The sequence below is a fragment of the Algoriphagus aquimarinus genome (genome assembly GCF_900112005.1).
In the GTDB taxonomy this organism is placed as follows: domain Bacteria; phylum Bacteroidota; class Bacteroidia; order Cytophagales; family Cyclobacteriaceae; genus Algoriphagus; species Algoriphagus aquimarinus.
In genome coordinates this window covers 1-26,735 of sequence record NZ_FOKK01000013.1, presented here as the reverse complement: position 1 = coordinate 26,735, position 26,735 = coordinate 1, and the positions used below count along the sequence as shown (strand labels likewise).

The following is a 26,735-nucleotide window of genomic DNA, read 5'->3' as shown; positions in this document are numbered from 1 at the left end:
ATATAATAGTATAGGGTTTGAAATTTAGTCCGTTTTTGATGGAAGGAGTGAATAAATGTTCACTGTAGATTCATCCAAATAGATAAGTAGGAGGCTTTTGCCTACTATGATTTTTCGAGTAGTTCCAGTTAGGTTTAGTCCAGTTTGGGATTTATTGGCATTGGTAAATTGACCTTTGCCATTCCCTAGTAAAACTACGCCTTGACTAGCGTCATATTTACCAAAGTAGAGCTTTCCATATCTGGTGTTTCCACCAAGCACCATGTCCAGATTTCCGTCCCCATTTACATCTACTGCTTCAGAAGCAAATACTGGAGAGAATTGAGTTTGAATTGGAAGTTCTTTAGCCTCATATTTTCCATTCTCAGATCTGACAAAATAGCTTGTTTCTAATCGATTGATGTAGATAGAGCCAGAACCCTGCCGTTCTTCAGCGGTGAAAAGCTCACTCATTTTTACATTAGAAAAAGACTTGAAGTCAAGGTATCTCTTTTTCAAGAAAAGTACTTGACCTAGTATCTCATCTCTGCTGGCAGCTGGATATCTTTCTCCTTGCACATAGTATCCAAGAAATGCGTCCGTAGAGCCATTTTTATCAAAATCCTTATATAAAATCTCTGCTGGTTCTGTACTGCTTGCTTTGATTTGAGAGTTTGTTCCGAGGTTTCCTGCCAAAATCTCGACATTTCCGTCGCCATCCCAATCAGCTAAAGTCAAGTTATTCCAAAAGCCAAATTCATGCTTTTCGAAGTAATTAAGAGTAGTTTCTTGCCATGTGCCATTTTGAAATGAGAAAATCTGGATTGGCATTGCTTCACCAAGTACGATCAATTCTGGCTTTCCGTCCTGATCCAAATCTGCAAAACCAGAATCAGTCAACATACCCAAATTGACAATTGTAGGAGCCAGTTGCTTAGTATGATCAGTGAACTTCCCTTTTCCATCATTGATCCAGATCCTAGCTCCTAGAGAAGTAGGGAATTGACCTGGGTCGATTCTAGCACCCACAAATAAATCAGGGTTTCCATCGAAATTTAAATCTGCGACCTGAACTGTACCAGTAGGAAAAGCTTCGCTTGGAAGTGCTTCTGAGTCTAGCGTGAAATTGCCTTTTCCGTCATTCAGATAGAGTCGATCTCGAAGTGCTTCCTCACCAACATTGAAGTCATACATCCCTCCGCTTGCCACATATAAGTCTAGACTTCCATCCCCATTGGCATCAAAAGCTATGGCATCTGAATCTTCCGATTTGGCTGCGATTGCAAATACACTACTATTCTGCTTGACAAATGAACCATTAGAATTTTGTGAGTAAATGGAAGCAGATGCATTAGCGCCTGCGCCTACGAATAAGTCCTCCCGTCCATCTCCTGTAAAATCTGCGAAAACCATCGCCTTTCCATTTCCAGAAACAGGATTTATCAATAATGGTTGTCTTTTATAATCGTTAAACTCCCGACCCTTATCTGTTGTCAATTTTGTTTTTTCAGTGAGAAAAACAACGGGAGATTTAGACTTTGGAGCAGATGATTTAACAGCTTCATCTTCGATCAATTCTAATGTTTGATTTGTAGAGATGCTATATTTCTTGGTAATCTTTCCACCAGGCCAAGTGACTTGGAGAGAATCTATTTCTTTGGCATTTCCCAGGCCAAAATGGAGTGTAGTGGACACAGAAGACTGGTATCCTCGATACGGATTCTGTTCCAATACTTGTGTATCACCTTCAGCGTATACGGTTACTTTAGCTCCAAATGCTGAAGCGTTGGTTCCTGATCCAGATAGCTTCAGATTCAAGTAATTCCCACCTTTTTGCTGAGTGGTTTGATTCTCGTAGATAGAAGCGGGCGAATTGATATTATTGACGATTAGGTCAAGGTCTCCGTCGTTGTCCAGATCGCTATAAGCAGCGCCACTGCTGTTTGCCACATGACTAATACCCCATGCGATGGTTTGATTTTGGAAGGTTAAGTTTCCGCTATTTTGAAAAATATAATTAGTCAAATTAGAGGAAGGCATATTCTTTACCATATTTAGCAAGTCCTCCCGCTTTAGCTTACCGCCCGAAGTACGAACGTAATTGTCCATGTACTTTAGAAAGTCTTGATTGTTATAATCTCTCAAATAGCCGTTGGTGATGAAGAGGTCTTTCCAACCGTCATTATCAAAATCAGCGAACAAGGAAGACCAACTCCAATCGGTATTTGACACACCAGCCAATTGTCCAATCTCATGAAAAGTACCATCTCCAGAATTCACATGCAGCATATTTCGCATGTATTGGTGGTGAAATCCCTTGCTTACATTCAGCTCAAATAGCTCAAAATTATCAGGGGCAAGCAGAAGTTTTTGTCTTTCATTTCCTTCAGGAAGCATGTCCAACGTAAAAATATCTGGCAAGCCATCATTGTTGAAATCGGCAATGTCATTTCCCATAGAAAAATGAGAAGTATGTCCTAGTCGGGCTAAAATCTCATCCTTAAATGTCCCGTCTTTCTGGTTGATGTAGAGATAATCGGGCATAGAGTAGTCATTGCCAATGTATATATCCGGCCATCCATCTTGATTGATATCAGATATGGCTACTCCTAATCCATAGGAAAGGCTAGAGCTTGAAATGCCTGCTTTCTGTGTAATCTCGACAAACTTTCCATCTCTGTTTTCGAAAAGCTGTGATCCGGCTTCATGCTTTTCCTTAAGCAGTACTTTGGTCAAATTCACATCCTGATTTTGGATGGACTTAGTGTTATGATTTAGAATAAAAAGATCCAGATCACCATCTAGATCATAGTCAAAAAAGCTCGCTGATGTACTTGGGGCATTTGAAGCTATGCCATAATTTTCTGCCATTTCCTTGAAAAGGGGAATACCATTTTCATCATTTCCCTGATTTACAAAAAGTTGATTGGTTCTTTTCTCAGTGGGTAAATTGCCTGAGTAGCACTGATAAATGTCTAATTTCTTGTCGCCGTTTATATCGACGAATACAACTCCGGTCTTCCAAGGACCTGATCTTCCCATTGCTCCGGAAGCTTGAGCTGTTTCTTTGAATTTGAGGTCACCTTGATTAAGGTATAGTTGATTGCCACTTACATTGGCAGAAAAATAGATATCCTCCAGTCCATCACCGTTAAGATCCCCAACAGCAACTCCGCCGCCATTGTAGAGGTACTCATACATGAGGACGTTTAGATTGAGGGTTTCTTCGATTTTATTGGAAAAAGTGATCCCCGTCTGTTCTGGAGCCAACAAATTGAATAAAGGAGTAGTATTTGATTCGCTGAGGGCTTCAGTATTTGCTTTTTTGTCCGACTCAGAGCAGGAAATAGCAACCATACTGATTAACAAAGCTGAAAGTAGCTTTCGGTTGATCATAATATAAAATAATCTAAGCCACCCCAAATGAGATGGCTTAGATCAAATTTAATAGAATTCTTACTTTTTTATTCTATACCAGGATTCTGGATCAGATTTCCGTTTCTGTTAATCTCATCTCTATGAATAGGGACGAAATACATTTTATCTAACCAAGTTCTGTTTTCTTTTCCTGGATCAATTGGAAGAACCTTATATACATAATTGTATACCGTTGGATCATAACGATAAGTAGAAAGCGTTTGACCTGGTTTAAGAGTACCAGTGATATTAATGATATTCGCTTTTCTTCCTAAAGTCTCTTTAGCAATCATCCATCTACGAGCGTCATGATATCTCTGCTCCTCATAAGCCATCTCAATACGTCTTTCATTTCGGTAAGCTTCTTTCAAAGCATTACCAGTAGCCGTAATAGCTGGTTGACCTACTCTAAATCTGATTTGATTCAGATAAGTACGAGCGATGTCTTCCTGACCTAGTTCGATAGATGCTTCAACATAATTCAATACCGCTTCAGTGTATCTTAATAGAGGCCATGGAACTTCTTGCCAAGTGTTTTGATCAACAATAGCAGGATTTGGATCGGTAAACTTTCTGATATAATAACCAGTATAGCTACCATTCCAATCTTCAATAGAACTATTTCTAGTATCCAATCCGAAGTGAGTTACTTTAGCTCCAGAGCCATCAGTTACTTCATAAGTACCAGCCTGAATTTGTCCAAGTGGATCTTTAGGCTTGTTAGCTGTGGATCTTGGCTTCCACTGAGCTCCATCATAAAGGATAGAAGCGTAGAATCGAGCATCTCTGTTTTTGTAAGGTGCAGCAGCATGAGCTGAATTTGACCAATCAAACTCAGTACCATCCATCATTTCATAATCATCTACTAGCAATTGAACAGGGCTATTTCCCGCCCAGTTGTTATAGCCGTTAGGACCATTGAAAAGACCTTGACGTCCACCATTCTCTAGTTTTGCATTGATAAAGTATCTAGCCATAATAAGCTCTTTTTCACCACCATTTCTGGCTAAAGAGTTATTCATATAGTTGGTAATACCTTCTTCATGTGTCACTGGAGCAGATAAACCGAACAAGTTACCAGATCCTTTTTGAACTACTTCCATAGCAGCAGCTTGAGCTTTTTGCCATCTTTCGGCTCTATTGCCTCCGCTATATGCCACTAAATCCAAGTTAGTATAACCTGAAAGAGTTGCAGAGTTAGCTTTAGCAGTAGGTCCATCATGAAGATCACTTGCCGCATAAAGTAGGATTCTTGACTTCAAAGCCAAAGCAGCTAATTGATTTGCTCTGCCTTTAGCCATGTTCTTTCCGTCCAACAAAGTTGCAGCTTCATCCAAATCAGCAACGATGAAGTTTACGGTTTCCTCCCAAGTTGCTCTTGCTTCTTCATAACTATCTTCTCCTAGTCCATATGGACGATCAATTAATGGAACTCCTCCAAAATATCTCGCCAATTGGTGATAATAATAAGCTCTCATGAATTTAGCTTCACCAAGCAATCTATCTACGATTCCACCATCATTTGGGAATTGAGGATCAGAAAGGTTCTCGATTGCTATGTTCGTTCTACGAATGTAGCTGTACATGTTACTCCAGCTGTAGGTGTTGTTTACCCAGCCTAAATCAGCCGAGTTAACTCTTGCCTCAGTTACGGTAGTGATACCACGACCTGGGTGAGTGAACATTGCCTCATCGGACAATGAAGCAAGCATTTGCTCATCAAATCCACCATTTCCAAATCCCTGATACGTACCAGTTACAAATGCCTCTGCCAAAGCAGGGTCAGACCATACAGCAGACTGGGATATTTCACCAAGTGGCTCTGTATTTAGGAAATCACTATTACAGCTTGCGAATGTTAAGCTCGCTGCAAATAATATTACTAAGTGTTTTATATTTCTTTTCATTATGTCGTGTTATTTAGAATGAAACAGAAAGACCAGTGTTGAGTACTCTCGCTTGAGGGTAGTACTGTCCAGTAGCAGCTTCAGATTCTGGATCGTATACTTTCGACTTGCTCCAAGTAACTAGGTTAAGACCATTCACATAAAAACGTGCATTCTTAACTCCAATTTTCTCAGTAAGATGAGGAGGGATATTATATCCGATCTCTAAGTTTTTCAATCTCAAGTAATCAGAACTTCTAAACCAATAATCGTTTCCTGAAGAGTAATACTGATCATTTCTGTTAGCAATTCTTGGATCAGTGCTGCTAGGATTATCGATAGTCCATCTGTTATCATAGATATCAGATAGGTAGTTACCAATGTTTCCAGATTCACCTGCACTGATGTACTGTCTCGCGCCGGCTGCACCTTGCAACAATATAGATAGGTCAAAACCTTTCCAGTTTGCTGTTAAGTTAATACCACCTTGGAAAGTAGGTACAGTGTTGTTGTCTAGACGAACTCTGTCATCTGGCGTTATTTTACCATCACCATCGTAATCTTTGTATTTCATATCACCTGGACGCAGGTTGTTTGTAATAGAAGAATAATCAATGGTTTCAGCATCGATTGATTGCTGATCTGGGAAAACCCCATCATACTGATAAACTAAACCAGTGTTCATAGGTCTGCCAGTAGACATCTGCCATTCTGGAGCTCCTGGAGACTCATCCCAGAATAGAATGCTATTCTTTGCATAGCCACCATTGATACTTGCAGAATATTGGAATTCACCTTTACCGCCTCTAATACCAAGGTTTAAGTCAAATCCTTTGTTTTCTACCTCACCTATGTTTTCTGCAGGAAGGTTAAGTCCAGTAGATTGTGGGACAGAAGCATTTCTTTGCCAAAGGATATTTGTACGCTTGTTGTAGAACAAATCAAATTCGAAGAACATTTTTCCTTGAAGGAATTGACCTTCAAAACCTAAGTTAGAATTATTCGCAACTTCCCAAGTAATGGCTGTATTTGGAACTCTTGTTTCAAAAAGAGTTTTTGTCTCTGCACCACCAACGATATAAGAGCTAAAGCCATAAGTAGATAGGTACTGGTATTCACCAATCTGATCATTACCAAGCTGACCCCAAGAACCTCTAATTTTGAAGAAGTCAAATGTCTTACCTACAGAGTTTTTCCAGAAGCTTTCTTCAGAAACAACCCATCCAAGCATCAAACCTGGGAAGAAACCAAATCGGGTGTCTTCAGGGAAGATGTAAGAACCATCATTTCTCCATAGAAATTCTGCAAGATATTTCTCTTTGTAGTTATAAGCCACCCTACCGAAGTAGTTCAGACGAGCTCTGTTGAAAGCTCCACCGCCGTTATCTTTCTGAAGATCACCACCGGCGAACATCTGATCGATTGCTGTAGATATAAAGAATCTTCTATACGCATTGAAGTTGTTTCCTTCAATTGTCTCACGGTTCACACCGGCTACTACGTTTAGTGTATGAACGTCATTGAACTTCTTGTCGTAATTCAACACACCACCAAGTAGAATGTTTAACTGTTGTTCAGTACCTTCATTAAGACGTGGTTCAGCTGGACCTCTTTTACTAGGTACTAAAACTGGAGTTACTCCATCAGCTTCGAAACCATTACCTTTCTCATAAAGAGTCCATGGAATTTGCCATGTTTTAGTAGCTCTGATATACTTATCAATAGCTGCCGTACCTGTAAACTTCAAGCCTTCTACTCCAGGGATTTTGATTTCCAAAGTACCTGTAGTCTGAATGTAGTCTCTTTTATCAGTGCTATATCCAGTTTGATCAGTGGTAATTACCACAGGGTTTTCACCGTTTTCGATATCTGGACCTGGCTTACCATTTGGCCAGTAAGCTGGCTGATTTGGCTTACCTCTCATTTGCATACGGAAGATGGCATTGGCACCTCTAGTAGGAAAGAATCTAGATTCCTCTCTCGCTAAAATTCCCAACCCTACCTTGATGTACTTATTTACGTTTGCATCCAAGTTGATTCTGAAATCATACTGCTTGTAGCCAGTTGCAGAATTCTTGTAGTAACCATCCTGATTTTGGTAACCCAAAGAAGTCAGGTACTTCACGTTCTCGCTACCACCAACTAACTGTAGGTTATACATGCTCTGAGGGGACCATGTTTTTAGCGTTTCGCCATACCAGTCTGTATTAGGATAGTTCCAAGGATCAGAACCATTCTTATAAAGCTCAATCTCAGCAGGAGTATAAGGAGCAGATCTCACCTGACCATTTGGTCTTGTGTATTCTCCATTCTGCTTATACGCTTCATTTGCTGCTGCCCATTCCGAAGTAGGAAGTGCATAGATATCCAAATCATTCAGCGCATTTGCATACTCAGCAGCATTGGCCAACTTAGGAAGTAGTGCAGGCTGAGCAAGACCTTGATTCACTTGGAATGTTAATTCTGGTGCACCGACAGAACCTCTTTTAGTAGTTACAAGAATTACACCGTTTGCTGCTCTTGATCCGTAGATCGCAGCAGATGCATCCTTCAATACAGAGATACTTTCGATATCATTTGGATTCAAACGCTCCAAACCACCCGCTCTTGCAGGGATACCATCGATTACTACCAATGCACTGTTGTTTCCAAGTGTATTAGAACCACGAATTCGGATACTTGATCCATCGTAACCTGGTTCTCCACTTCTGTTTACCGCTACCACACCTGCCATACGGCCGGCAATGGAGTTGGATAAGTTCATTGCTGGAGATTTGGTTAGTTCCTTACCTTTTACAGTAGCAACGGCACCAGTAATAGTCTCTTTTTTCTGCTCACCATAACCTACTACAATCACTTCTTCTAGTGATTTTGTATCAGGCAAAAGAGTCAGATCAAATACAGTTCTAGAACCAACTGCAACTTCCATTTGAGTGAAACCGATAAATGATATCACCAAGACATCTGAAGGGCCAGATACATTAAGTGCAAACTTACCGTCAATGTCAGTGACGGTACCATTTGTGGTGCCTTTCACAAGTACGGAGGCACCAGGTAGAGGTAAATTATCCTCTCCTGAAATTATCACACCAGACACCTCCTGGGTCTGTGCGAATCCTGTGCTAATCAGTCCTAGACAAAATATTATTGTCAAGCTGAATAGCTTAAAATGAGTAAAGTTTCTCATTGGCATAGGGGTTTATTGAATTTAATAGATTTTAACAATTCAATTTCCACCAATGCTTTGGCAAAACCAAACTGTTTATTGCTGAAAATTGACTGAATTTTGACAATTGGGTGAAGTAACTATACACTTAACCGCACATAATTGAATTATTTCCTTAAAAAATGGATAATTGAAAGAATGTCGAAATAATATTTCGCGTTTGAAAACCTAAAAAATGCTTAAAAATCGGATTTCAATCGTTTGCTAGAAGCGCAAAACCACTGCTTTTTTTGGAATTTTTAAAGACCACATTCCTCGTAAATCTCCTACTTTAAAATTTCGGGCTGAATCATCGGGATAAAGAGAATCTATCTTACTTAAGACGCCTGTTTCTATATCATTTGTCGGTTCTCCATGGCATGCCAAACAAAATTCCGTGGAAATAACAATTGCCTTTGTATAGAGTAAAATATCTCCGCCTTCTATGCTCTGAATATTTGGCTCGTTTTCGATTCCGTTCTCAGCATTATACAGGTAGGCGTCTAGGATAGGGAATTCATCCTCCGTAGGCAAATTGTCTTGATTCCTAGCACGGAAAGAAGTCCGTCGAATTGATACTCCATATTTATCACTCAACTCCTTAATAATAGGTGCAGCATTGACACTGCAAAAATCCAAAGCTCCCGCAGCTCCTTGTTCGTTTACAGCTTTATGAAGATTGGCCATCAATTGCTGTTGTGCTTCGGTGGTGATGGAGTCTCCCCAACTCATTGCCTCCTGAGTAATTTGCGAATCAGAGAGCTTCTTAGCTTCCATCGCTTTATTTACTTCATCAAATACCGACTTAGAAATGCGCTCTTGTTGACCACATGCTGCCAATAATACCAATGGAATTAGAAAATATAGGAAGTGCTTCATGAGTTTATGCAGTTAAGAGAAGATAAAACTACAAATCACAGCTTAGATTTCCCCAAAATCCTTGTATTCTAAGCTGGGTAATAAGCTTAAGTAGTTCACATCTCTTTGAGAAGACCTGAAATAACTTATTTTTGTTTAACGATATAAGCACATGCAAAAAACCTTAGGTCTATTTTTAATCGGGATGCTGATTAGCACTCAGCTTTTTTCCCAAACCTGGGCCAGAATGCAAAGTTGGGGCCTAGACCTTGAAGCAATTTCCTGGGTGGATAGTAATGTGGGTTTTAGCGTTGGGGAAAATCTGATAATCCGTACATCTGATGGTGGAACGACTTGGGAAGAACTTCCTGTAAGTTTTGATGGGAAGTTGCTGGGCGTAGCCTTTTGGGATGCAAATACAGGAGTAGCTGTGGGTGATAATGGATTAATTCTTAAAACTCAAGATGGAGGGGATACCTGGTCTCAAAAAAATTCTACTACCAACCAATCTTTGAAAAGCATAGCAGTCGCTACTGAGAATAGGTTACTGGCAAGCTCAGTAGGAGGACAAATCTTGTTGTCCACCAATAAAGGAGAGACTTGGACAAAGATCACTTCTGGTACCAATCAAAGTCTGAATGATATTAGCTTTATCAATTCTGATACGGTCTATATAGCCGGAGATCAGGGAGTTATTTTAAGAAGCTACGATGGCGGGAATAAATGGAGCCCTTTGAACTCTGGACAATCGACAAATCTTAATGGAATTGCTTTTTCTACTCCTCTTATTGGCTATGCAGTAGGAGATGCAGGCAAAATCCTCAAAACCTTGGATGGAGGGAACTCTTGGCTTCCTCAGATTTCTGCGGTGACAACGGATTTAAAGAAAGTAGCTATCAGTAAGCTAGACATACGCATAGTCACAGTAGTTGGTGATTTAGCGACTGCGCTTCGATCTACTAACTCTGCAGCAACCTTTGCTAAAGCTAATCTAGGGGCTACAAATACCAGAAATATCAAAGCATTGGCTTATATACCAGCAAGCAATCTTGTGTTTGCAGTTGGTCAAGAAGGCTATCTCATTTCATCTACCAATGCAGGTAGTAGTTACACACAGCGACTGGCGGGGATTCGGAATGATTTTTCTGGCACAGACTTCAAAACAGATCGAGTTGGTCATATCATAGGTCAGCGCGGGGCAGTTTACATTACTTCAAATGGAGCTACCACCCTTACTTCCAGGCCTGTTCCGGATGCTGTTGATCTCATCGGGTTAGATTACTGGAATACAGCTTTTGGGTATGTGGGATCCAATTCAGGGAAAATGTTTCGAACATCAAATAGCGGTTCTGCTTGGGTTCCTGTGCATGCTCAAACCCCAGAAACAATCACTGGATTCTATCTTTTTGCTCCATCAGTACTTTATATCACTGGAACAAATGGCTACATCGCGAGGTCTTTTGACTCAGGAGGTACCTGGGATCGTGCGGGTATTAAAACAAATACCACCGAAAATCTCAGAGACATCACCTTCTTTGACTACCAAGTGGGTTTTGCAATGGGGGATAATGGCCAGATAAGCTGGACCAGTGGTGGTAATACCTGGGAGAATCTGCCCAAATTGACTTCTGAAGATTTGAATGCGCTTTCTAAGCTAGACTCTAATACAGCGATAATAGTTGGTGATGCAGGTGTAATTCTGAAGTCCGTGGACACGGCAAGGACTTGGCGAAAAATTGATGTTCCCTATACTGAAAATTTCACTTCGGTAGACTTTTGGGACGAGTACCTAGGATTTATTTCAGGGGACAATGGTCTTGTCCTTCAGACAAAAGATGGGGGAGAATCTTGGGTGCAAATCCCAAGTGGAACAAGCCGGAATCTAACCGGAATTAGTGTAGGAACTCCTACTGTCGCTTTCGCCGTAGGCGAAGATGGTACGATTCTGAGGTATGAATGTATTCCCCCCACGGCTCTGAGTGAGATTACCGGAGAGAATCAGCTTTGTTTGACTGTGGGTTACTATTCCATTGCAAGTTCTTCTGTCCCGGGCTCCCAATTGGTCTGGCGGGCCGATGGTGGCGAGATCATTTCAGGCCAAGGAACCAATCAAGTGGAAGTATTGTGGAATAAACCTGGAAGAAATGGTGTCTACGTAAGCATGGAAAATTTCTGCGGGAACGGCAAAACTTCCTCTATGGAAGTAATTGTATCGGCTATACCGTCTTCTACTGTTCAAATTGAAGGAAATGGTTCTGTTTGTTTAAACGAAATTGAAATTTACAAGCTTCCAAACCTAGCTGGGGTAGTGTATGCCTGGAATGCAAGCGGTGGAGAAGTCGTAGGTGGTCAGGGTACTTCACAGATTCAGATAAAGTGGACTTCCTCAGGTAGTCACAAGATCTCTGTGATTCAGGAAAATGAATGTGGTAAAGCTGCAACTGTCCTAAAACCAGTTTCGGTAAATTTAGCTCCAGATCAACCTGGAGAAATCTCAGGTGAGTCCCAAACAGGGCTTTGGGAGACAATCTATGAGGTCCCTGCGCAAGAAGGAGTCAATTTCAAATGGAAAATCTCTAACGAGGGCGGTAAAATCCTTCAAGGTCAAGGATCAGAAAAGGTAACAGTCCTTTGGGAAAAAGAAGGCGATTTTCAACTTAGTATTACTCCTGAAAATGAATGCAATGAAGGGGACGCCAGAATCCTCCATGTGAATGTCAATGTGATTACCGGTTTGCCTGAAAAAGAAGATCTAACTGTTCGGATATTCCCAAATCCTTCTTCAGGTACTTTATCTCTGGAATTAGGGGATGCAAATTATCAAAGCCTACAAGTCATCAATTCATTTGGTCAAGTTATTCAGTCGCTAGACCTGATCAATGGATCAAAAGAGATCAGATTAGAACATCTACCAAAAGGAATGATAATGATTCAATTATCCACTGGATCCAATGTGTTAGTCAGAAAGGTGATCGTTAGATAACTCCTTATTTCCAGTCTACACGCACTTTTCCACTTGCCTTCATCTGAATCATTAAGCCATAGGCAGTTGGATAAAAACCATCAGGAGCAATTTCCAAATCAGTAATATTCATATTTGAAATCGGAGTGCTTAGTCCTAGGCGACCTTTAATGCTGCCAATATTTTCATCTAACAAATCTCCAATCGGAAAAACGGCTTTCTTTTCTATCTGACGAATGATTTTAGCCTTTTTTAGACCTACGCTCGTTTGAGCTCCCAAGCTTCCACTTTCCATTTTGAAATTTACATTCGTGAAAATCAAACTTTGTGACGTGGCATCATAAGTTGGTTTGCCTACGGCAAACAAGGTTCCGTTCAGGGATTTTCCATTGGATTGCTCAGCAATAAAATCCATGCTGATTGCTAGCAAATCTCCGAAGGCTTTTGTTTTAAAATTTGATGGAATCAGCGTAGTCTTTCTATCTGCAAGAAATTGCTTCCCCTCCACTTTCTCTTTGAGTATCGCATCCAATCGATCGTAACCGATCGTCAAGGGTAGTAGCAATTCAAGACTATTGGATGAGTTTGGGTTGGGACTGAGCTTAGGTAATGGAAAAGGTCGGGAAGGTGCAGCGTCTACTGGGTGAGAATTAATCTTACCATTCATTCCTAGCCACAGATTGAAATTTTCATCTTTATCAAAAAACTCACTTAATTTTACCTGCTCAGGCTGTATGGAAAAGGCTGTTTTTCCAGCAGTCCAATCCACTTCAAATGGTTTTCCTACTTGTGACCAAGCCAAATCCACCAACGTTTTGAGGCTTGCTATTTCTTTTCCTCCCGTTAAGTTTTCATTTCCCCACCTCCGTATTTCTTTGCTCAACAGTCCACTCAGATCCACTTGCATTCCCAGTACTTCCACGGCTAGGTTTCCTCCCAAATCTACAAGCTCGAAACTCTCAGCTCCAATTCCCCAATTGGAATTGATCACCGGGTCTATCACAAATACAGGTGAAAAATCCTCATTCAGAGGCAATTTTGATTGAAATAAGCTCCCCAGTCCTTTAGGTTTTAGGCCCACTTCCCCCGTAATGTTTATCGGAACAGTAAGCTGTATCCGCTGGCTATCTAGCGCAGCCCAGCTGATTTTTCCATTTCTCTTTAGTAGCAAATCACCTTTGATTCCACTTCCCATATCCATTCCCTTCTCCTGAAGTAGGATGGAAGGGATTTGACTGTTTAGTAATTTATCCAAAGTTGCTTTGGGAATTTTGAGGGGCACATTCATTTCCGCGGTAGTTGGCGGAGGGATGGAAGGTTTTCCAGGGTCAATGGCAGGATTTATGCTTTTACATGAATATAAAACGAGGCATAGCCCTACAACTAATAATTGTATGTTTATAAATCGCCTAAGGAACTGTATTTTCATAAATGAAGTTTGTTTTGCTGAGAACCTAAGTAGTCTCAGCAACTATTGCCCCAAAAATAAGAATTCGATAAAATGAATTGGAAAAAACTGACTAATGCCGAACAAATTCAGGAAATCAAATTACTGAGCGAAGAAAAACCTGTAATGATTTTCAAGCATAGCACTAGATGCTCGATTAGCAGCATGTCCTTGGACCGTTTACAGCGAAAGTGGAAAGACTCGGATGCAGAGAAAGTGGAGCCTTATTACTTAGATTTGATTGCAGGCCGTAATATCTCTGATTTGGTAGCAAAAGAATTTCGTGTTCCGCACGAATCACCTCAAGTATTATTGATTAAAAATGGAGATGTCATTTACGATAACAGCCATTTTGGAATCTCTTATGCTGACCTGATGGGCAAAATTTAGTTGTAAAAATTTTTAAATGGTTTTTATACCATTTATCCGTCTCAAGCTCCATTCTTATTTTTCCTTAGATGCAGAATAAACCTTTGATACCGTTATAGGTCAAAGTGGTAGAAATTTGCATCGACATGAAGAAAAACTACCATTTTATTTTACTGATTTTTAGCCTACTAGTTGGCTCATCAGCATTCGGACAGCGACCTACAGGTGAAGCCCGTCCAGAAAGAAAATTAACAGGGACCGTCATGGATGGAGCTACAAAGACTCCAATGGCCGGTGCCAACGTACTCATTAAAACAGTTACAGATTCTCTTTTGGTCGGTACTGTGACAGATGGGAAAGGCTATTTTGAAATTGTTAGACCTTCAATTCCATCAGTCAAAATCGAAATCAAATTTATTGGTTACGAAACAATCACTAAAACTCATTCAGGAAGAGATCCAGTTGATCTTGGAGTGTTTACTCTTGTAGAAGATGCTCAAGTATTGGGTGAAGTAATCATACAAGGCCAAAATCCACTTGGTGAAATGAGAGGAGATACTACTTCTTTCAATGCCAGTGCATTTAAGACCATGGAAAACGGCATGGCAGAAGATCTAGTGAGAAAGCTACCAGGCGTGACCATTACCAACGGCGAAGTACAAGCTCAAGGGGAAACTGTTCAGAAAATATTGGTAGATGGTAGAGAGTTCTTTGGATCAGATCCAAATATCGCTTTGAAAAACCTCCCTGCTGATGCCATTGATCGAGTGGAAATATTGGATCAAAAATCAGATCAAAGCCGTTTGACTGGCTTTGATGACGGAACATACACGAAGACTATTAACATCATCTTGAGAGAAGATAGAAAAAACGGTCAATTCGGTAGAGTATATGGAGGCTACGGTACAGATGATAAGTACAATGCTGGAGGAAGCTTGAACCTATTTAATGGTGATAGAAGAGTTTCCATCTTAGGGCTTTTCAACAACATCAACCAACAAAATTTCTCCAGTGATGATCTTGCCGGAGTTAATGCAAACGCTTCTGGCGGTGGCAGAGGACGTGGAGGCTTTGGTGGTGGAGGTACCAGTAATTTCTACGGAGGAAATGATGTTGGTACTATTACTTCTAATGCTATGGGTCTAAACTATAGTGACAAGTTGGGAACTAAAGTGAACTTTACAGGAAGTTACTTTTTCAATAATACACAAAATACCCTTAGACAAATTACCAATCGTCAAACGGTAATCAATGAGACGACTACTCAGAATTATCAAGAAAACCTGATCAATTCAGTTGAGAATTTCAATCACAGAGCAAATGCTCGTATCGAAGCAGATTTGAATGATAAAAATTCTTTAATCATTACACCAAATATCTCCTTCCGAACTAGTAATACCTTCAGTGATAGAGATGCCTTGACATTGTCTAATGATACAGACTCACTTTCTTCCCTACGTTCTATCACGAATGCTGAGACGAGCTCTTATAGTATTGGAAACAATTTGACATACCGCTATAAGTTTGACAAGAAGGGAAGAACACTTTCTACGGATATAAACACTTCTTGGAGTAATAATGATCAAGATTCTGAGCTTTCTGGAGCGAGTAGGGATTTCCGAAAAAGTCAGCTGGACACAACTTTGCAGGATACAGAATTACTATCAAAGGGTTTTAACTATAGAGTAAATGCGACTTTTACAGAGCCTCTGAGCGAAAAATCAATTGCTACTATTGGTTATCAGGTTGGTAACAACAAAACGGATTCAGATCAAAAAACAAGAGTATTGAACGATGAGAATCTCGCCGTTTTGGATACTGCCTTAAGTAATGAATTTAATAACAAGTTTATCACACAGAGATTGAGAACAGGCTACGCCTATAACAGTGCTGGTTGGAATTTGAGTGCTAATTTGGATTACCAGTATGCTAAACTGGACAATGAGGCTTTCTTCCCAACGGAAGGTGTTTTCGTACGTGATTTCAATAATATCTTACCTAGTGCTAGTGTAAGCTATAGAAATAGAGAAACTGGAATGAACTTCCGCCTAAGATATAGAACAAGCACAGATGAGCCTTCAGTAAGTCAACTTCAAAATGTGGTGAATAACCAAAACCCACTTAGCCTAAGTGTAGGTAATCCTAATCTGGCTCAGAGTTTCCAAAACAGCATAAATGCGAATATTGGTAGATTCAACGTGGAGACAAATCGCACCTTCTTCATCTTTGCCAACGTATCTGCAACCAAGAATTACATTGGTAGCTCCACGTACATTGCGACACAGGATACCTTGATCAACGGAGAAATATTGTTACGTCCAGGAGGACAGATTTCCCAGCCTGTTAACTTGGACGGAAGCTTTAACAGTACGATGTTTATGACATACGGAGCTCCAATAAAAGGGATCAAGACCAATATCAACTTAAATACAAGAGTTGGATTCAACAGATCTCCTGGAATGATAAACGGTGCGAAAAACATCAATGACAATATTAATCTGGGTCAGGGTGTCACCTTTACCTCTAACATCAGCAAGGATTTTGACTTCACTATCAGTACTACAGGAACGTACACGATTGTAAATTCAAGCTTGCAAGAAACTTTGGATAATAACTACTACATCCAAGAATCAAATCTACGCTTATACTTCTCTCCAAATGGTGGAAAGCTATTTGTTGGAAATACAGTTAGTAATAGCCTATATCGTGGTCTTTCTGAAGGATTTGATCAGTCAATATGGCTTTGGAATATAGAAGCTGGTTACAGATTCGCGAAAAATAATAAGGCAGAGATGAAAGTTGTCATCTTTGATTTGCTGAATCAGAATAATAGCATCTCACGTACCATCTCAGATGTATCTGTATCCGATGTGTACACAAATGTATTGACTCGCTACGGATTGCTGACATTCACCTATATCTTAGGGAACTTCAAGCAGCCAGAGCAAACTGAACAAAATTTCCAAAGAGGTGGACCTCCAAGAGGAGGAAGAACTTGGTAAGTTGCCATCAGTACTAGGAAAATTACACCATAAAAAGAGGGGAGATTATCATAGATAGTCTTCCCTCTATTTTTGCTTTTCTATTAGGGTGTGCTTCAAGCACAAATCTCCTAAGTCAAGGTTAAAATCTCTTTATCGCTTAATTATTGATTTACCAACCATTAGAAGGAAGGCCGAAATCAATAAAAATACCAACAATAAAACGGCTGAATTAATAAGAGTTTTTGCTATTCCTATAGTAGTAACATCGATAAATGGGTAGGGATAGAAATTGGAAAAGCTCCCTAATGTTAAGACATATAGTAAGTATGTTAAAGGATATATAGCCCATTTCATTATCTGAGAGTACTTAACGACTTTCGTCCTTTCATACATAGCCCAAAAAATTATTACTAAAATGGGGATGATGGTATGAAGTAGCTCATCTACAATCATTTGTAATCCCTGAGGATGCCATACTTGCCTTAAAACAAGTTGATACACTAAACCAACGATGATGATATAGACTGTTATAGCGGTGAGAATTCCAGGGTTATTAATTGGTTTAGAATCTTGATTCTTCGCAATGGAAACCAAGGTAAAATAAATTGCTACCAGCGTGTTTGTTAAAATGGTAAAAAAACTAAAAAACCTTACCACAGTTTCTGGAAGCGAAGTGACTCGGTTTTCAAGCATTAATACGAATTGGGTGATTACTGCAAACCATCCGATTAAAGCAAAAAATACAGCTAGGTTTTTTTTCATGAGTTGCGGTGATTTAGGTGATTGTTCGTTTACGTCAGAATTTTGTAATAAAAATCAACCTTCATCTTTCAGAGATGAAGGTTGTCTTTACCGATGCTATTTTGTGACTGCTAATTATTTTGTAGAATTAATCAAACGGATAAATACGAATGAAAAAAAGACGAAAAATATCCAATCATTTACGCCATAAATGGAGTAAAATATGCCAGCCATAGTGTCTTTTTCGAAAACATCGGAAAGGTTATTATTAAGCATCCATTTTGTCCATATAAAACCATAAATCAATTTTTCAACGGCAAAAACTCCCACTAGCCATTTCACATTAGGATAGTTTTTTGCAACTGATATATAGGCTAAGCCCCAAACCACAATCATTAATAGTCCAAAATTGGACATTACAACCGGATCATATTCAGGGATAACAGGGTTAGTGAAAAATCTTGAAAAGACTAGTACTCCCATGTTCATTAATCCAGCAATCACAAAGCCCTTACTAATTGTTTTTGTAGTTAGCGTCATTTTTATTTGTGTTATTTTACTTTCCCCATGATTACCTCAATTGCTTTATCCAGTTGCTTTTGGTTTCCCTCAAGCCGGTCTACAAATCCTTCTTCCACTCGGATATCTGGCTCTACTCCATCTTTTTCTAGATTCTTGCCATCTAGTGTGTAGCATCCCCAAGCTGGAAGTCTGTAGAAAGATCCGTCTACCAGGCCTTGTCCGGAAGTGAAAATAATCCAACGATAAGTTTCCGTGCCGATGATAGTTCCTAGCCCCAGCTCTTTAAAGCCAGCGGCAGTCATCTCTGCATCTGAGAGAGATTGTTCATTGATCAGAAGTACAATCGGCTTATCGGAAGGAGAGAAGTTGGGTTGATTAGTCAGCGCTCCGTCTCGGTATTTCCATTGTAGATAGCTTTTCTGGCTTAGGAATTTCAATACTTCGTCATGGACATTTCCACCGGTATTGTATCGAAGATCAAGTATCAAGCCGTCACGATTTGCCTTATTAGAAACCATGTATTGTAGGAAATGCTCAAGCTCGCCACCACTCATGTTCTTCATGTGCACGTAGGAAATACGGTTCTCAGTTTGCTCATTGACATAGGCTTCATTCTCGTCCATCCATTCATCATATAGCCAGGTTTTCATCTCTCCATAGGAAGTAGGATGTAACTTCACTTTGATAGTTTGCCCCTTTCTAGTGAAAGTAAGTTCGAGCTCTTCAGCGATAGTCGGTGCGATAAAATATGTCTCCCGATTCTTGGACTTATCCACAGGTACACCATTCACTGCGATCAATTCATCGCCAGGCAAAATTGGTTGAGGTTCCAAGTCAACCGGGCTATCCTTGAGAACTTTATCCACAACAAATGGCGCGTCTTCTTTGAAGACCACTCCAGTGACCATTGTCTTACTTCCCAAGTAGATTTCCTCCTCAGTACCATTAGAAGAAAAACCAAAGTGTGAGGTATTCAGCTCACCAAGCATGTCATTCAGAATCTCACGAAGATTCTCACGACTACGTACATATGGCAAAAATTTAGCATAACGATCCCTGAGTTCTGGCCAGTTTTGTCCGTGGAAATCACCGTCGTAGAAGTTTTGCTCCATACCTGCCCAAGCTTCATAGTACATCTGCTCAAATTCATTTCGCAGATTTTTAGCAAAGGATTCTGATACCTTGATCTCTTCCGTTTTGTTCGAGTTTGGATCCAGCGTACTTACTTTTCCACCGGCTAGGAGGTAGAGCTTATCTTTTGCTTCTACGATGTCGTATCCGCCCATTCGCTGATCGCTTACGTTTTCGGTTTTAGACTTCTCGAAATCTTCTAGGGTAGTTTTCCACAATTTTGGAGTTCCTTCATCGTGATTGGAAATATAGAAAACATGAGTTTTCCCATCCTTTTGAAAAATGTAAGGAGATGACTGCTGACCGAAAGATGGTCCGATTTGCTCCAGTCTATCCATGAAATCCCCTGCAGTCACTTTTACTTTTACTTCTGGTTTTTTCTCCTTCTCATCTTTTGATTTTTCTACGAAAAGCTCTTCCACTTTATCTGATTTAAAGAGCTCAGCAAATTTGTCCAACTTCATTCGGTAGAGATGCGCATCGGTAGTCCCGAATGGATAGCTAGCATGGATGCGGTCCGTGATGAAATAAATGTATTTGCCATCTGCCGACCAAACTGGGCTTGTCTCTGTCACCAAAGTCTCAGTAAGGTTCAGCGTTTTCTTAGATGATCTGTCGTAGATCATTATTTCACGCTCGAAATTGCGGATTGGAGAAAATACAATGTATTGGTCATCTGGTGAGAAAAAAGCTTTTGGTGTATATAGTCCCCAAAGCTCATCTTCCACAAGCGTCTTACTTTCCAATGTTTTCAGGTCTATCTCACGGATTTCATTTCTTCCGCTCACATAGACTCCTAGACTACGATCTTTGTTCAGCGTCAATTCTCTGTTCTTGTCTTTATCATCTGTCAACTGCTTTTCCTTACCAGAATTCTGAGCCGAAATCGTAAACCAATTATGGTAACCTTTCACTGTGCGTGAATACAACAAGGTTTTGTTATCTGCCAACCACTTCACCTCTTCCACAGCTTCCTTTGGGTCGGTGGGGATTTGCTTGACAAATTTTCCTTTTACATCTGAGATGAATAATACACCTCGAGACACAAAAGCCATTTTTTCTCCATCTGGCGAAACATCAAAATAGCTCATATTTCCATCTACCTTTCTGGATATTTGCTTGTCTAAGGTCTGATTTTGAAAAACACTGATCTCAGGCTTGGTAGTTTGTCCAGATGCTACATCGTAGACAAAAACCTGATAGTCTTTTCTAAAGACTACTTTCTTACCGTTAGCACTCACTTTTGGCCACATGATAGAGGTTGGGAAATCGGTTAGTTGTGTTTTTGTCTTTCCCTTGAACGTATAGAGATTATACTCTCCATTGGCTTCATCAGACATGAAAAAAACGGAACCATTCGCATCTATCGTAGCGCCGAAGTCCTTGCCTTCATAATCTGTGTATTGTGAATATGCTTTGGTGGTAGGATTGTAAGATTTGATATCGGGATTGTATTCGCCTTTGTAGCGCTTGCGATGTGCAAAGTTTTTGCTTTCCCAAGTTTCATTAAAGTAGATCTCACCTGTTTTAGGATGGACTACGGTATTGTGAATAGTATTGAAGTAGTGGGGAAAAAGCCGATTAGGAGTGGAGCCTGCCAAATCAATTTCGTAAGCTGAGAATCTATTGTATCGATCTGAGGTGAAATAAATTTTGTCGCTTTCCCAGCTCCACGATTCTACCTCATCTGCTGCCTCATGGAAGGTTAACTGACGAATTTCTCCACCATTTATAGGCATCAAAAACACATCGGTATTGCCAAATTGCTCGGCCGAAAAAGCTATCCATTTGCCATCTGGTGATACGGAAGGTTTGCTTTCCATTCCTTCCATGGCAGTAAGTCTAGTCGATTGCCCACCAGCAGTAGGAACTTTCCATAGATCACCTTCATAGCTGAAGATTATTGTTTCACCGTCTGGAGTAAGTGTCGGATCGGAAAGAAAGTATGGTGAATTCTCTTGAGAAAAAGCAAAAGAGCAACTTAAAATAAGCGCAAAAAGAAGAGTGATATGCTTCATGAGTTGAGGAAATTTACATTTACAAATAGGAAAATAAGCCTAATCGGTCACATTAGAAAGCTGAAAGATTCTAATTGGTAATTCTTAAATTTGGGTATGACTATCAAATTGATCGCAATCGGCAAAACCGACAATAAGGCAATTGTGGAACTTATAGAGGAGTATGCGAAAAGATTAAACTTTTATATCAAGTTTGAATTGGAGATTATACCCGATCTGAAAAACACCAAATCGCTTTCGGAAACCATTCAAAAGCAAAAAGAAGGAGAATTGATTTTGAAGAAAGTGATTGCTTCAGATGAGCTGATTTTGTTGGATGAGCGTGGGAAAAGTTACAGTTCTGTCGATTTTTCTAGTTATATACAAAAGAAGATGAATTCAGGATTGAAGCAATTGATTTTCGTGATCGGGGGACCTTATGGGTTTTCGGAAGAAGTTTATGCCCGAGCAAATGGCAAAATATCTATTTCAAAAATGACTTTTTCTCATCAGATGATCCGACCGTTTTTTATAGAGCAGTTGTATAGAGCTTTCACTATTTTAAGAAACGAGCCTTATCATCATGAGTAGGGGGAGGTGAGTGGTCAGTGACAGTAATTAGTCACATTTGGTGCCTTTATTATGAGGATGCGTTAGTTCAAGTTTCACGACTTGGGCCATACTGCGAATAACATCTGAAAACTGAGACTGACTACTGATCACTACTGTTTATTCTTCAATCATTTCACTCATAATTTTCGCTGAAAGTAAGCAAAGAGGAATCCCTCCTCCAGGGTGCACAGATCCGCCACAGAAGTAGAGACTTTTTATCGAGGAGGAATAGTTTGCATGACGTAGAAAAGCTGCAAACTTATTGTTTGAACTATTACCATATAGGGCACCTTGAGCTGAAGAAGTCTTGGACTCTATCGTTCGAGGATCTAGAATTTCCTCTGCTTCAATCAAGGGTTCTACATCAGTTTTGAGAATTCTATTCAGCTTATGTATGATATTCCTTTTTGCTTCTGTAATCATCTGATCCCAATCTTGCCCTTGGTTATTGGGCACATTGATCATCGTAAACCAATTCATGCATCCCGCTGGAGCATCGTCAGATTTATGAGTAGAGGTTATATTTACATAGATAGTAGGATCATCATAAATGGTTCCTTTCTTGAAAATATGCTCAAATTCCAAGGGGTAATTGTCAGTAAAGAAAATATTGTGAAGATCCAGCTCAGGAAAGTCACGCTTGATTCCCCAATAGAAAATCAGCGCAGAACTCGATTTGGGTTGGTTGAGTAAAAGCTTGGGCTGCTTCTGATCTTTGAGGATGGTCTTATAGGCATTGACCATATCCATATTGTTCACCACGAGGTCAGCATAGTGATCTTGACCTTTAACTCGTAAGCCTTTCGCTTTTCCATTTTCTACTAAGACCTTATCGACTTTCTGCCCAAAATGATAAGTCACCCCAAGTTCTTCTGACAGTTTGAACAAGCTCTGCGTGATGTCATGCATGCCTTTTTTAGGGAAAAATGCGCCAATATTAAATTCCAGATGAGGAATGATATTGAGAGTAGCTGGAGTCTCAAAAGGATTTGAACCATTGTAAGTCGCGTAGCGATTGAAGAGTTGTACCAACTTTGGATGAGTGAATTGCTTCTGATTTGCTTCGTCCATGGTAGAGAAAATCCCAAGCTTTCCCATCCTCAGATAGGATTTTAGCGCATGAGGATTTGTCCAAGTGTCTAGCTTATGAAGTGAGCGGTTCATAAAGAGTGGTGCTAGGCTATCATATATAAAAGCGGATTGCCGCAGAGCTTTTCGGATAGTTGTTGCAGGTTCTCCAAGCTTACTTTGAACTTCTTCAGCAAAAAGATCAAGATCAGCATATGCATTTAATCTGGTTCCGTCTTCCCAAAAATATTTGCAGGCGACATTCAGCTTGTCATACTCGAAGTAATCCTTCGGATCTTTTCCCGCTAAGCGAAAAAGCTCATCTACTTGTTCGGGAAGCGTGAAAAGAGATGGTCCAGCATCAAAGCGATAATCTCCAATTTGGATTTCTGAGAGCTTTCCTCCAGGATAGGAATTAGCTTCAAAAACCTCGACTTGGTACCCTTTTACTACCAATCGAATAGCCGAAGCCATTCCCGCTATCCCGGACCCTACAATTAAAACCTTTCTTTTTATCATTCTTGACTTAACTATATATATATCTGCAAGTTAGAGCTCTTAAATTTGTATTACCAGAGGAGAAAATAAATTTAAAATTTATTTAAAAACGTTTTTATTGTATGTAAAAAACAATTATTTTCAGTACAAATTTTTCTAAAAATAACTATGGAAAAACAACTATTTAAACTCGCGGGATTGGTGATCTCAGCGATGCTCCTAGGGGCCTGTAGCCAACTGGCTACTTTTGAAAATGAAGACCTTTTGACTAACCAAGAGGCTGCTAGTATAATGGATCCATCCACTTTTACAAGTGGCTTTGGATTTGACCCAAGCTCCAATGCTCGAATGCTGTATGGTAGTGCTGATTGCACAAATGAAGAAACCTATTGTGTGTCTTCAAGTAATTACTACTATAAAACCGATGACAAAAGTTGGAATGCGCCAGGCTTAGGGGGCGTTTATTTAGAGTATTATCAAAATGTGGCTGGAGAGCTGGTTTACTCTTTTGACTCTTACAAAAACAACAATGGCAAGGATCCTAATTTGGTTGGATATTCCATTGATGGAGGGGATATTATACCTGTGAGTAAGAGTAGTACGATTACGGTTACCATCCCATTGGAAGAGGATTGGGAGCCCTGTGATGAAGTAGAAAGAACCATCACTGTGTACCGCAACAGCCAACATTCGTTATCATTTACCACTTCATATACCCTACTTGCGGTATGTGATGATGGTGACGATGGAACGAATGAGGACTGCGAAGTGGAAGAGTTCTACTATAATCAAGTGGCTGGATTTACCTACGACTTCACCTATATCCCTTGTGAGGCACTTACTGGTGTTACGTTAAAATGGACTAGTCCGCATATCAAAGGCTTCTCATCTTCAACACCAGGTATCATAGCAAACAAAGGAAAAGCTAAAGGATCTCCAACTGTATTGAGCTGGACTGGAAATGTTCCAGCAGATGGAATCACTTTCAGCATCACTTTTGATCCGGAGTGTGCTCAGAATAATGCAGGATTTGCATTGCTTTGGACAGATTTCAAGGTAAATGAAGTATCCAAGAAATACCTAAATTCTGATAATATCAACATACTTAACACAAATTGTCCTGGGAAAAAATAACCTTTTTAACCTGGAATCTTAAAAATAGGCCTGTCAGATTAATTCTGGCAGGCCTTATTTTTTTTAATAATAATTACCTATCGGCTCGATAAGCAAAAGGACCAGGTTACACTTCCTTATCCCCTTTGATGAATCCATTGATTCATACTCCCTTGAGTAAAAGCATACCTGCCACATGCGGAATCACTAACTATGAAAAAACCTCTATTTAAAACTCGCCGGATTGATGATCTCAGCGATGCTTCTAGGAACCTGTAGCCAACTGGCTACTTTTGAAAAGGAAGACCGTTTGTCTAACCAAGGGGCTGTTGCTCGAAACGGATTCAACCATGGAACTAATGGTACGGAAAACTTTGCAATATTGTCTGGTGGTGGTGATTGCACTATACATTGTATTGATGGAACTTCAGGAGACCTTTTTGAAGCAACAGCTACTTCCCCTTCTGTAAGTTGGGGTGGCTAAAATCAATCCAACAATTCCAAAACGCTATCTGTAAGGATATGGAATACATTGACTACGATAGAGTATCGATTTACTTTCGTAAAGAACGTAAATGGAGCTTCAACTCTTCAATACTATGATAAACTACTACAACTTGGCTTAAAGAATTCAGCTTTGAACGGTGTTGAATTTGCAGTATCTCGTCCCCTCCAATTGGTTGGAAAGCTTATGATATAGTTATAGATCAGTGGAGAGAAACTGGCGGAGGAGCTCCTGCTACTCTAGGAGATGTTTCCTATAGCTTAATCGGCAGTTGCAGTGGATGTAGAGAAAGTTTCACGTACGTTGATAAAGGAGATAATCAACCATACGCTTTTACCTACATTTCTGCAGAGAATATGTCTGGAGTACTGTTAGTATTTACTTTCACTCAAGGGGTGGCACTTTCAGGTTTGGCAGATTGGTCTACTAATGGTTCAAACCGTCAGAAAACAATGGATTTGATTCCTTGCCAAGAATATACTCGGACAGTAGAACTTACGCCTGAATGCTCTGGATATTCTGGAAGCAGCAATAAATGATAGGAATTAGCTTCAAAAACCTCGACTTGGTACCCTTTTACTGCCAATCGAATAGCCGAAGTAATGCCTGCAATACCTGAACCTATGATGAGTGCTTTCTTTGTCATGAATTTCTGTTCATACGCTAAACTAGCATTTTTTGAAAATGTTAGCCTCGTTGTAGCAATCGTTAGCTCACATTCGTATATGTGTTATACCTAACTTCTTTTTTATGAAAAACTTATTCCTATTTGCGCTTGTCGCACTTGTTTTTATTTCCTGTGACAAATTAGACGAACCAGAAATCTTGGGAACTTACGCGAATACGCTAGATGGATGCGATTCAGTTGCTGACCCAATGTATGGCTGCGGAAGATTTATCACACTTTCTGCCGGAGGAGTAGCCGACGTTTTACTTGGTGGTGACATTATTTCTAGAACCTCCTATAAGATTAAAGGACAGAAAATCAAGATTGAAGAAAGTGATCAATTTGGAATGGATTTGACTTTCAAATATAAAGATGACGGCACTCTTCGCTATGAAAAGGATGATTCTATTTGGGAAAAACAATAAGTGCGTGACTAGTCCTGAATAGGCGTTACAGTTTTAAAGGATAATTTAGATAGCATCGGGTTTCGACACGGTGCTATTTTTCTTTTTGTAGGTTCTAATCTTTATGCTGTCTTGCAGGTGCATTTTGGTTGGTGTTTCCATCCGACAACTCCAATGTGGTCTTTCATTATTGTAAATATAAATAGACTCTTTTATCAGTTTGTCCATCAGTTCTAAATCATGGATTATGATCCCCAGAATAAATTCATGTTTCAGTATTCCGTTGACTCTTTCTGCCACCGCATTTTGGTATGGATCATAGCTTTCTGTCATGCTACAGCTGATTTGATACTTTTCCAGTAAGGCTTGA

18 protein-coding genes are annotated in these 26,735 nt (G+C 39.9%); 7 read left to right on the top strand and 11 right to left on the bottom strand.

Annotated elements, in window-relative coordinates:
• Window positions 1-24 precede the first annotated feature (24 nt).
• The 4 genes from BM291_RS15705 to BM291_RS15690 all read right to left on the bottom strand — a co-directional run bounded on the left by BM291_RS15705 (window position 25) and on the right by BM291_RS15690 (window position 9,366).
• Window positions 25-3,375, bottom strand: a complete 3,351-nt coding sequence (locus BM291_RS15705) for a VCBS repeat-containing protein (protein WP_245786897.1) — start codon at window positions 3,373-3,375, stop codon at window positions 25-27.
• 68 nt (window positions 3,376-3,443) lie between these two features.
• Window positions 3,444-5,303 carry a RagB/SusD family nutrient uptake outer membrane protein gene (locus BM291_RS15700; RefSeq protein WP_092899135.1) on the bottom strand — a complete coding sequence of 620 codons (1,860 nt, stop codon included), beginning with the start codon at window positions 5,301-5,303 and terminating at the stop codon, window positions 3,444-3,446.
• A 13-nt stretch (window positions 5,304-5,316) separates the two neighbouring features.
• Window positions 5,317-8,469: a SusC/RagA family TonB-linked outer membrane protein gene (locus BM291_RS15695; protein ID WP_092899307.1), complete on the bottom strand. Its 3,153-nt coding sequence runs from the start codon at window positions 8,467-8,469 to the stop codon at window positions 5,317-5,319.
• Window positions 8,470-8,712: 243 nt separating this feature from the next.
• The gene (locus tag BM291_RS15690) at window positions 8,713-9,366 is read right to left on the bottom strand and encodes a Tll0287-like domain-containing protein (RefSeq protein ID WP_092899133.1); all 654 of its coding nucleotides are present in this window, start codon (window positions 9,364-9,366) and stop codon (window positions 8,713-8,715) included.
• A 226-nt stretch (window positions 9,367-9,592) separates the two neighbouring features.
• Here BM291_RS15690 and BM291_RS15685 point away from each other — a divergent pair, with 226 nt between their 5' ends.
• Window positions 9,593-12,328 (top strand): YCF48-related protein, encoded by a 2,736-nt coding sequence (locus BM291_RS15685; RefSeq protein WP_175499726.1) that lies wholly within the window; start codon window positions 9,593-9,595, stop codon window positions 12,326-12,328.
• A gap of 4 nt (window positions 12,329-12,332) precedes the next feature.
• On the opposite strand, the gene BM291_RS15680 is transcribed toward BM291_RS15685, so the two are convergent.
• Window positions 12,333-13,736 carry a DUF4403 family protein gene (locus tag BM291_RS15680; RefSeq protein ID WP_092899129.1) on the bottom strand — a complete coding sequence of 468 codons (1,404 nt, stop codon included), beginning with the start codon at window positions 13,734-13,736 and terminating at the stop codon, window positions 12,333-12,335.
• A gap of 72 nt (window positions 13,737-13,808) precedes the next feature.
• On the opposite strand from BM291_RS15680, the gene ytxJ reads away from it, so the two are divergent.
• Entirely contained in the window at window positions 13,809-14,144 is a 336-nt protein-coding gene (gene ytxJ, locus BM291_RS15675) for a bacillithiol system redox-active protein YtxJ (protein ID WP_092899127.1), read from the top strand.
• A gap of 125 nt (window positions 14,145-14,269) precedes the next feature.
• Entirely contained in the window at window positions 14,270-17,125 is a 2,856-nt protein-coding gene (locus tag BM291_RS15670; RefSeq protein ID WP_092899124.1) for a TonB-dependent receptor, read from the top strand.
• 132 nt (window positions 17,126-17,257) lie between these two features.
• Here the strand turns inward: BM291_RS15670 and BM291_RS15665 are convergent, their stop codons facing one another.
• The 3 genes from BM291_RS15665 to BM291_RS15655 form a co-directional block, all read right to left on the bottom strand.
• Entirely contained in the window at window positions 17,258-17,869 is a 612-nt protein-coding gene (locus BM291_RS15665; RefSeq protein ID WP_092899122.1) for a Pr6Pr family membrane protein, read from the bottom strand.
• A 114-nt stretch (window positions 17,870-17,983) separates the two neighbouring features.
• Window positions 17,984-18,388: a hypothetical protein gene (locus BM291_RS15660; protein ID WP_092899120.1), complete on the bottom strand. Its 405-nt coding sequence runs from the start codon at window positions 18,386-18,388 to the stop codon at window positions 17,984-17,986.
• A gap of 11 nt (window positions 18,389-18,399) precedes the next feature.
• The gene (locus tag BM291_RS15655) at window positions 18,400-21,519 is read right to left on the bottom strand and encodes a S41 family peptidase (protein WP_092899118.1); all 3,120 of its coding nucleotides are present in this window, start codon (window positions 21,517-21,519) and stop codon (window positions 18,400-18,402) included.
• Between the two features lie 96 nt (window positions 21,520-21,615).
• Here BM291_RS15655 and rlmH point away from each other — a divergent pair, with 96 nt between their 5' ends.
• Window positions 21,616-22,089 (top strand): 23S rRNA (pseudouridine(1915)-N(3))-methyltransferase RlmH, encoded by a 474-nt coding sequence (rlmH, locus tag BM291_RS15650; RefSeq protein ID WP_092899116.1) that lies wholly within the window; start codon window positions 21,616-21,618, stop codon window positions 22,087-22,089.
• A gap of 138 nt (window positions 22,090-22,227) precedes the next feature.
• On the opposite strand, the gene crtD is transcribed toward rlmH, so the two are convergent.
• Entirely contained in the window at window positions 22,228-23,697 is a 1,470-nt protein-coding gene (gene crtD, locus BM291_RS15645; protein WP_394333452.1) for a 1-hydroxycarotenoid 3,4-desaturase CrtD, read from the bottom strand.
• A gap of 147 nt (window positions 23,698-23,844) precedes the next feature.
• Here crtD and BM291_RS15640 point away from each other — a divergent pair, with 147 nt between their 5' ends.
• The gene (locus BM291_RS15640; RefSeq protein ID WP_092899114.1) at window positions 23,845-24,810 is read left to right on the top strand and encodes a hypothetical protein; all 966 of its coding nucleotides are present in this window, start codon (window positions 23,845-23,847) and stop codon (window positions 24,808-24,810) included.
• A 223-nt stretch (window positions 24,811-25,033) separates the two neighbouring features.
• Window positions 25,034-25,273 carry a hypothetical protein gene (locus BM291_RS15635; protein WP_139229112.1) on the top strand — a complete coding sequence of 80 codons (240 nt, stop codon included), beginning with the start codon at window positions 25,034-25,036 and terminating at the stop codon, window positions 25,271-25,273.
• Between the two features lie 463 nt (window positions 25,274-25,736).
• Here the strand turns inward: BM291_RS15635 and BM291_RS15630 are convergent, their stop codons facing one another.
• Window positions 25,737-25,940: an NAD(P)-binding protein gene (locus BM291_RS15630; RefSeq protein ID WP_092899110.1), complete on the bottom strand. Its 204-nt coding sequence runs from the start codon at window positions 25,938-25,940 to the stop codon at window positions 25,737-25,739.
• A gap of 104 nt (window positions 25,941-26,044) precedes the next feature.
• On the opposite strand from BM291_RS15630, the gene BM291_RS15625 reads away from it, so the two are divergent.
• Window positions 26,045-26,386: a hypothetical protein gene (locus BM291_RS15625; protein WP_092899108.1), complete on the top strand. Its 342-nt coding sequence runs from the start codon at window positions 26,045-26,047 to the stop codon at window positions 26,384-26,386.
• 45 nt (window positions 26,387-26,431) lie between these two features.
• Here BM291_RS15625 and BM291_RS15620 read toward each other — a convergent pair.
• Window positions 26,432-26,735: integrase core domain-containing protein (locus tag BM291_RS15620; RefSeq protein ID WP_139229067.1), on the bottom strand; the 304-nt coding region annotated here is incomplete at its 5' end.

Bases quoted from the DNA above. Each gene is read 5' to 3' on its own strand.
- BM291_RS15690 (WP_092899133.1), bottom strand. From the start codon at position 9,366: ATGAAGCACTTCCTATATTTTCTAATTCCATTGGTATTATTGGCAGCA.
- BM291_RS15660 (WP_092899120.1), bottom strand. From the start codon at position 18,388: ATGACGCTAACTACAAAAACAATTAGTAAGGGCTTTGTGATTGCTGGA.
- BM291_RS15680 (WP_092899129.1), bottom strand. From the start codon at position 13,736: ATGAAAATACAGTTCCTTAGGCGATTTATAAACATACAATTATTAGTT.
- BM291_RS15640 (WP_092899114.1), top strand. From the start codon at position 23,845: ATGGAAAAACAACTATTTAAACTCGCGGGATTGGTGATCTCAGCGATG.
- BM291_RS15705 (WP_245786897.1), bottom strand. From the start codon at position 3,375: ATGATCAACCGAAAGCTACTTTCAGCTTTGTTAATCAGTATGGTTGCT.
- BM291_RS15685 (WP_175499726.1), top strand. From the start codon at position 9,593: ATGCAAAGTTGGGGCCTAGACCTTGAAGCAATTTCCTGGGTGGATAGT.
- ytxJ (WP_092899127.1), top strand. From the start codon at position 13,809: ATGAATTGGAAAAAACTGACTAATGCCGAACAAATTCAGGAAATCAAA.
- crtD (WP_394333452.1), bottom strand. From the start codon at position 23,697: ATGATAAAAAGAAAGGTTTTAATTGTAGGGTCCGGGATAGCGGGAATG.
- rlmH (WP_092899116.1), top strand. From the start codon at position 21,616: ATGACTATCAAATTGATCGCAATCGGCAAAACCGACAATAAGGCAATT.
- BM291_RS15665 (WP_092899122.1), bottom strand. From the start codon at position 17,869: ATGAAAAAAAACCTAGCTGTATTTTTTGCTTTAATCGGATGGTTTGCA.
- BM291_RS15670 (WP_092899124.1), top strand. From the start codon at position 14,270: ATGAAGAAAAACTACCATTTTATTTTACTGATTTTTAGCCTACTAGTT.
- BM291_RS15695 (WP_092899307.1), bottom strand. From the start codon at position 8,469: ATGAGAAACTTTACTCATTTTAAGCTATTCAGCTTGACAATAATATTT.
- BM291_RS15625 (WP_092899108.1), top strand. From the start codon at position 26,045: ATGAAAAACTTATTCCTATTTGCGCTTGTCGCACTTGTTTTTATTTCC.
- BM291_RS15655 (WP_092899118.1), bottom strand. From the start codon at position 21,519: ATGAAGCATATCACTCTTCTTTTTGCGCTTATTTTAAGTTGCTCTTTT.
- BM291_RS15630 (WP_092899110.1), bottom strand. From the start codon at position 25,940: ATGACAAAGAAAGCACTCATCATAGGTTCAGGTATTGCAGGCATTACT.
- BM291_RS15700 (WP_092899135.1), bottom strand. From the start codon at position 5,303: ATGAAAAGAAATATAAAACACTTAGTAATATTATTTGCAGCGAGCTTA.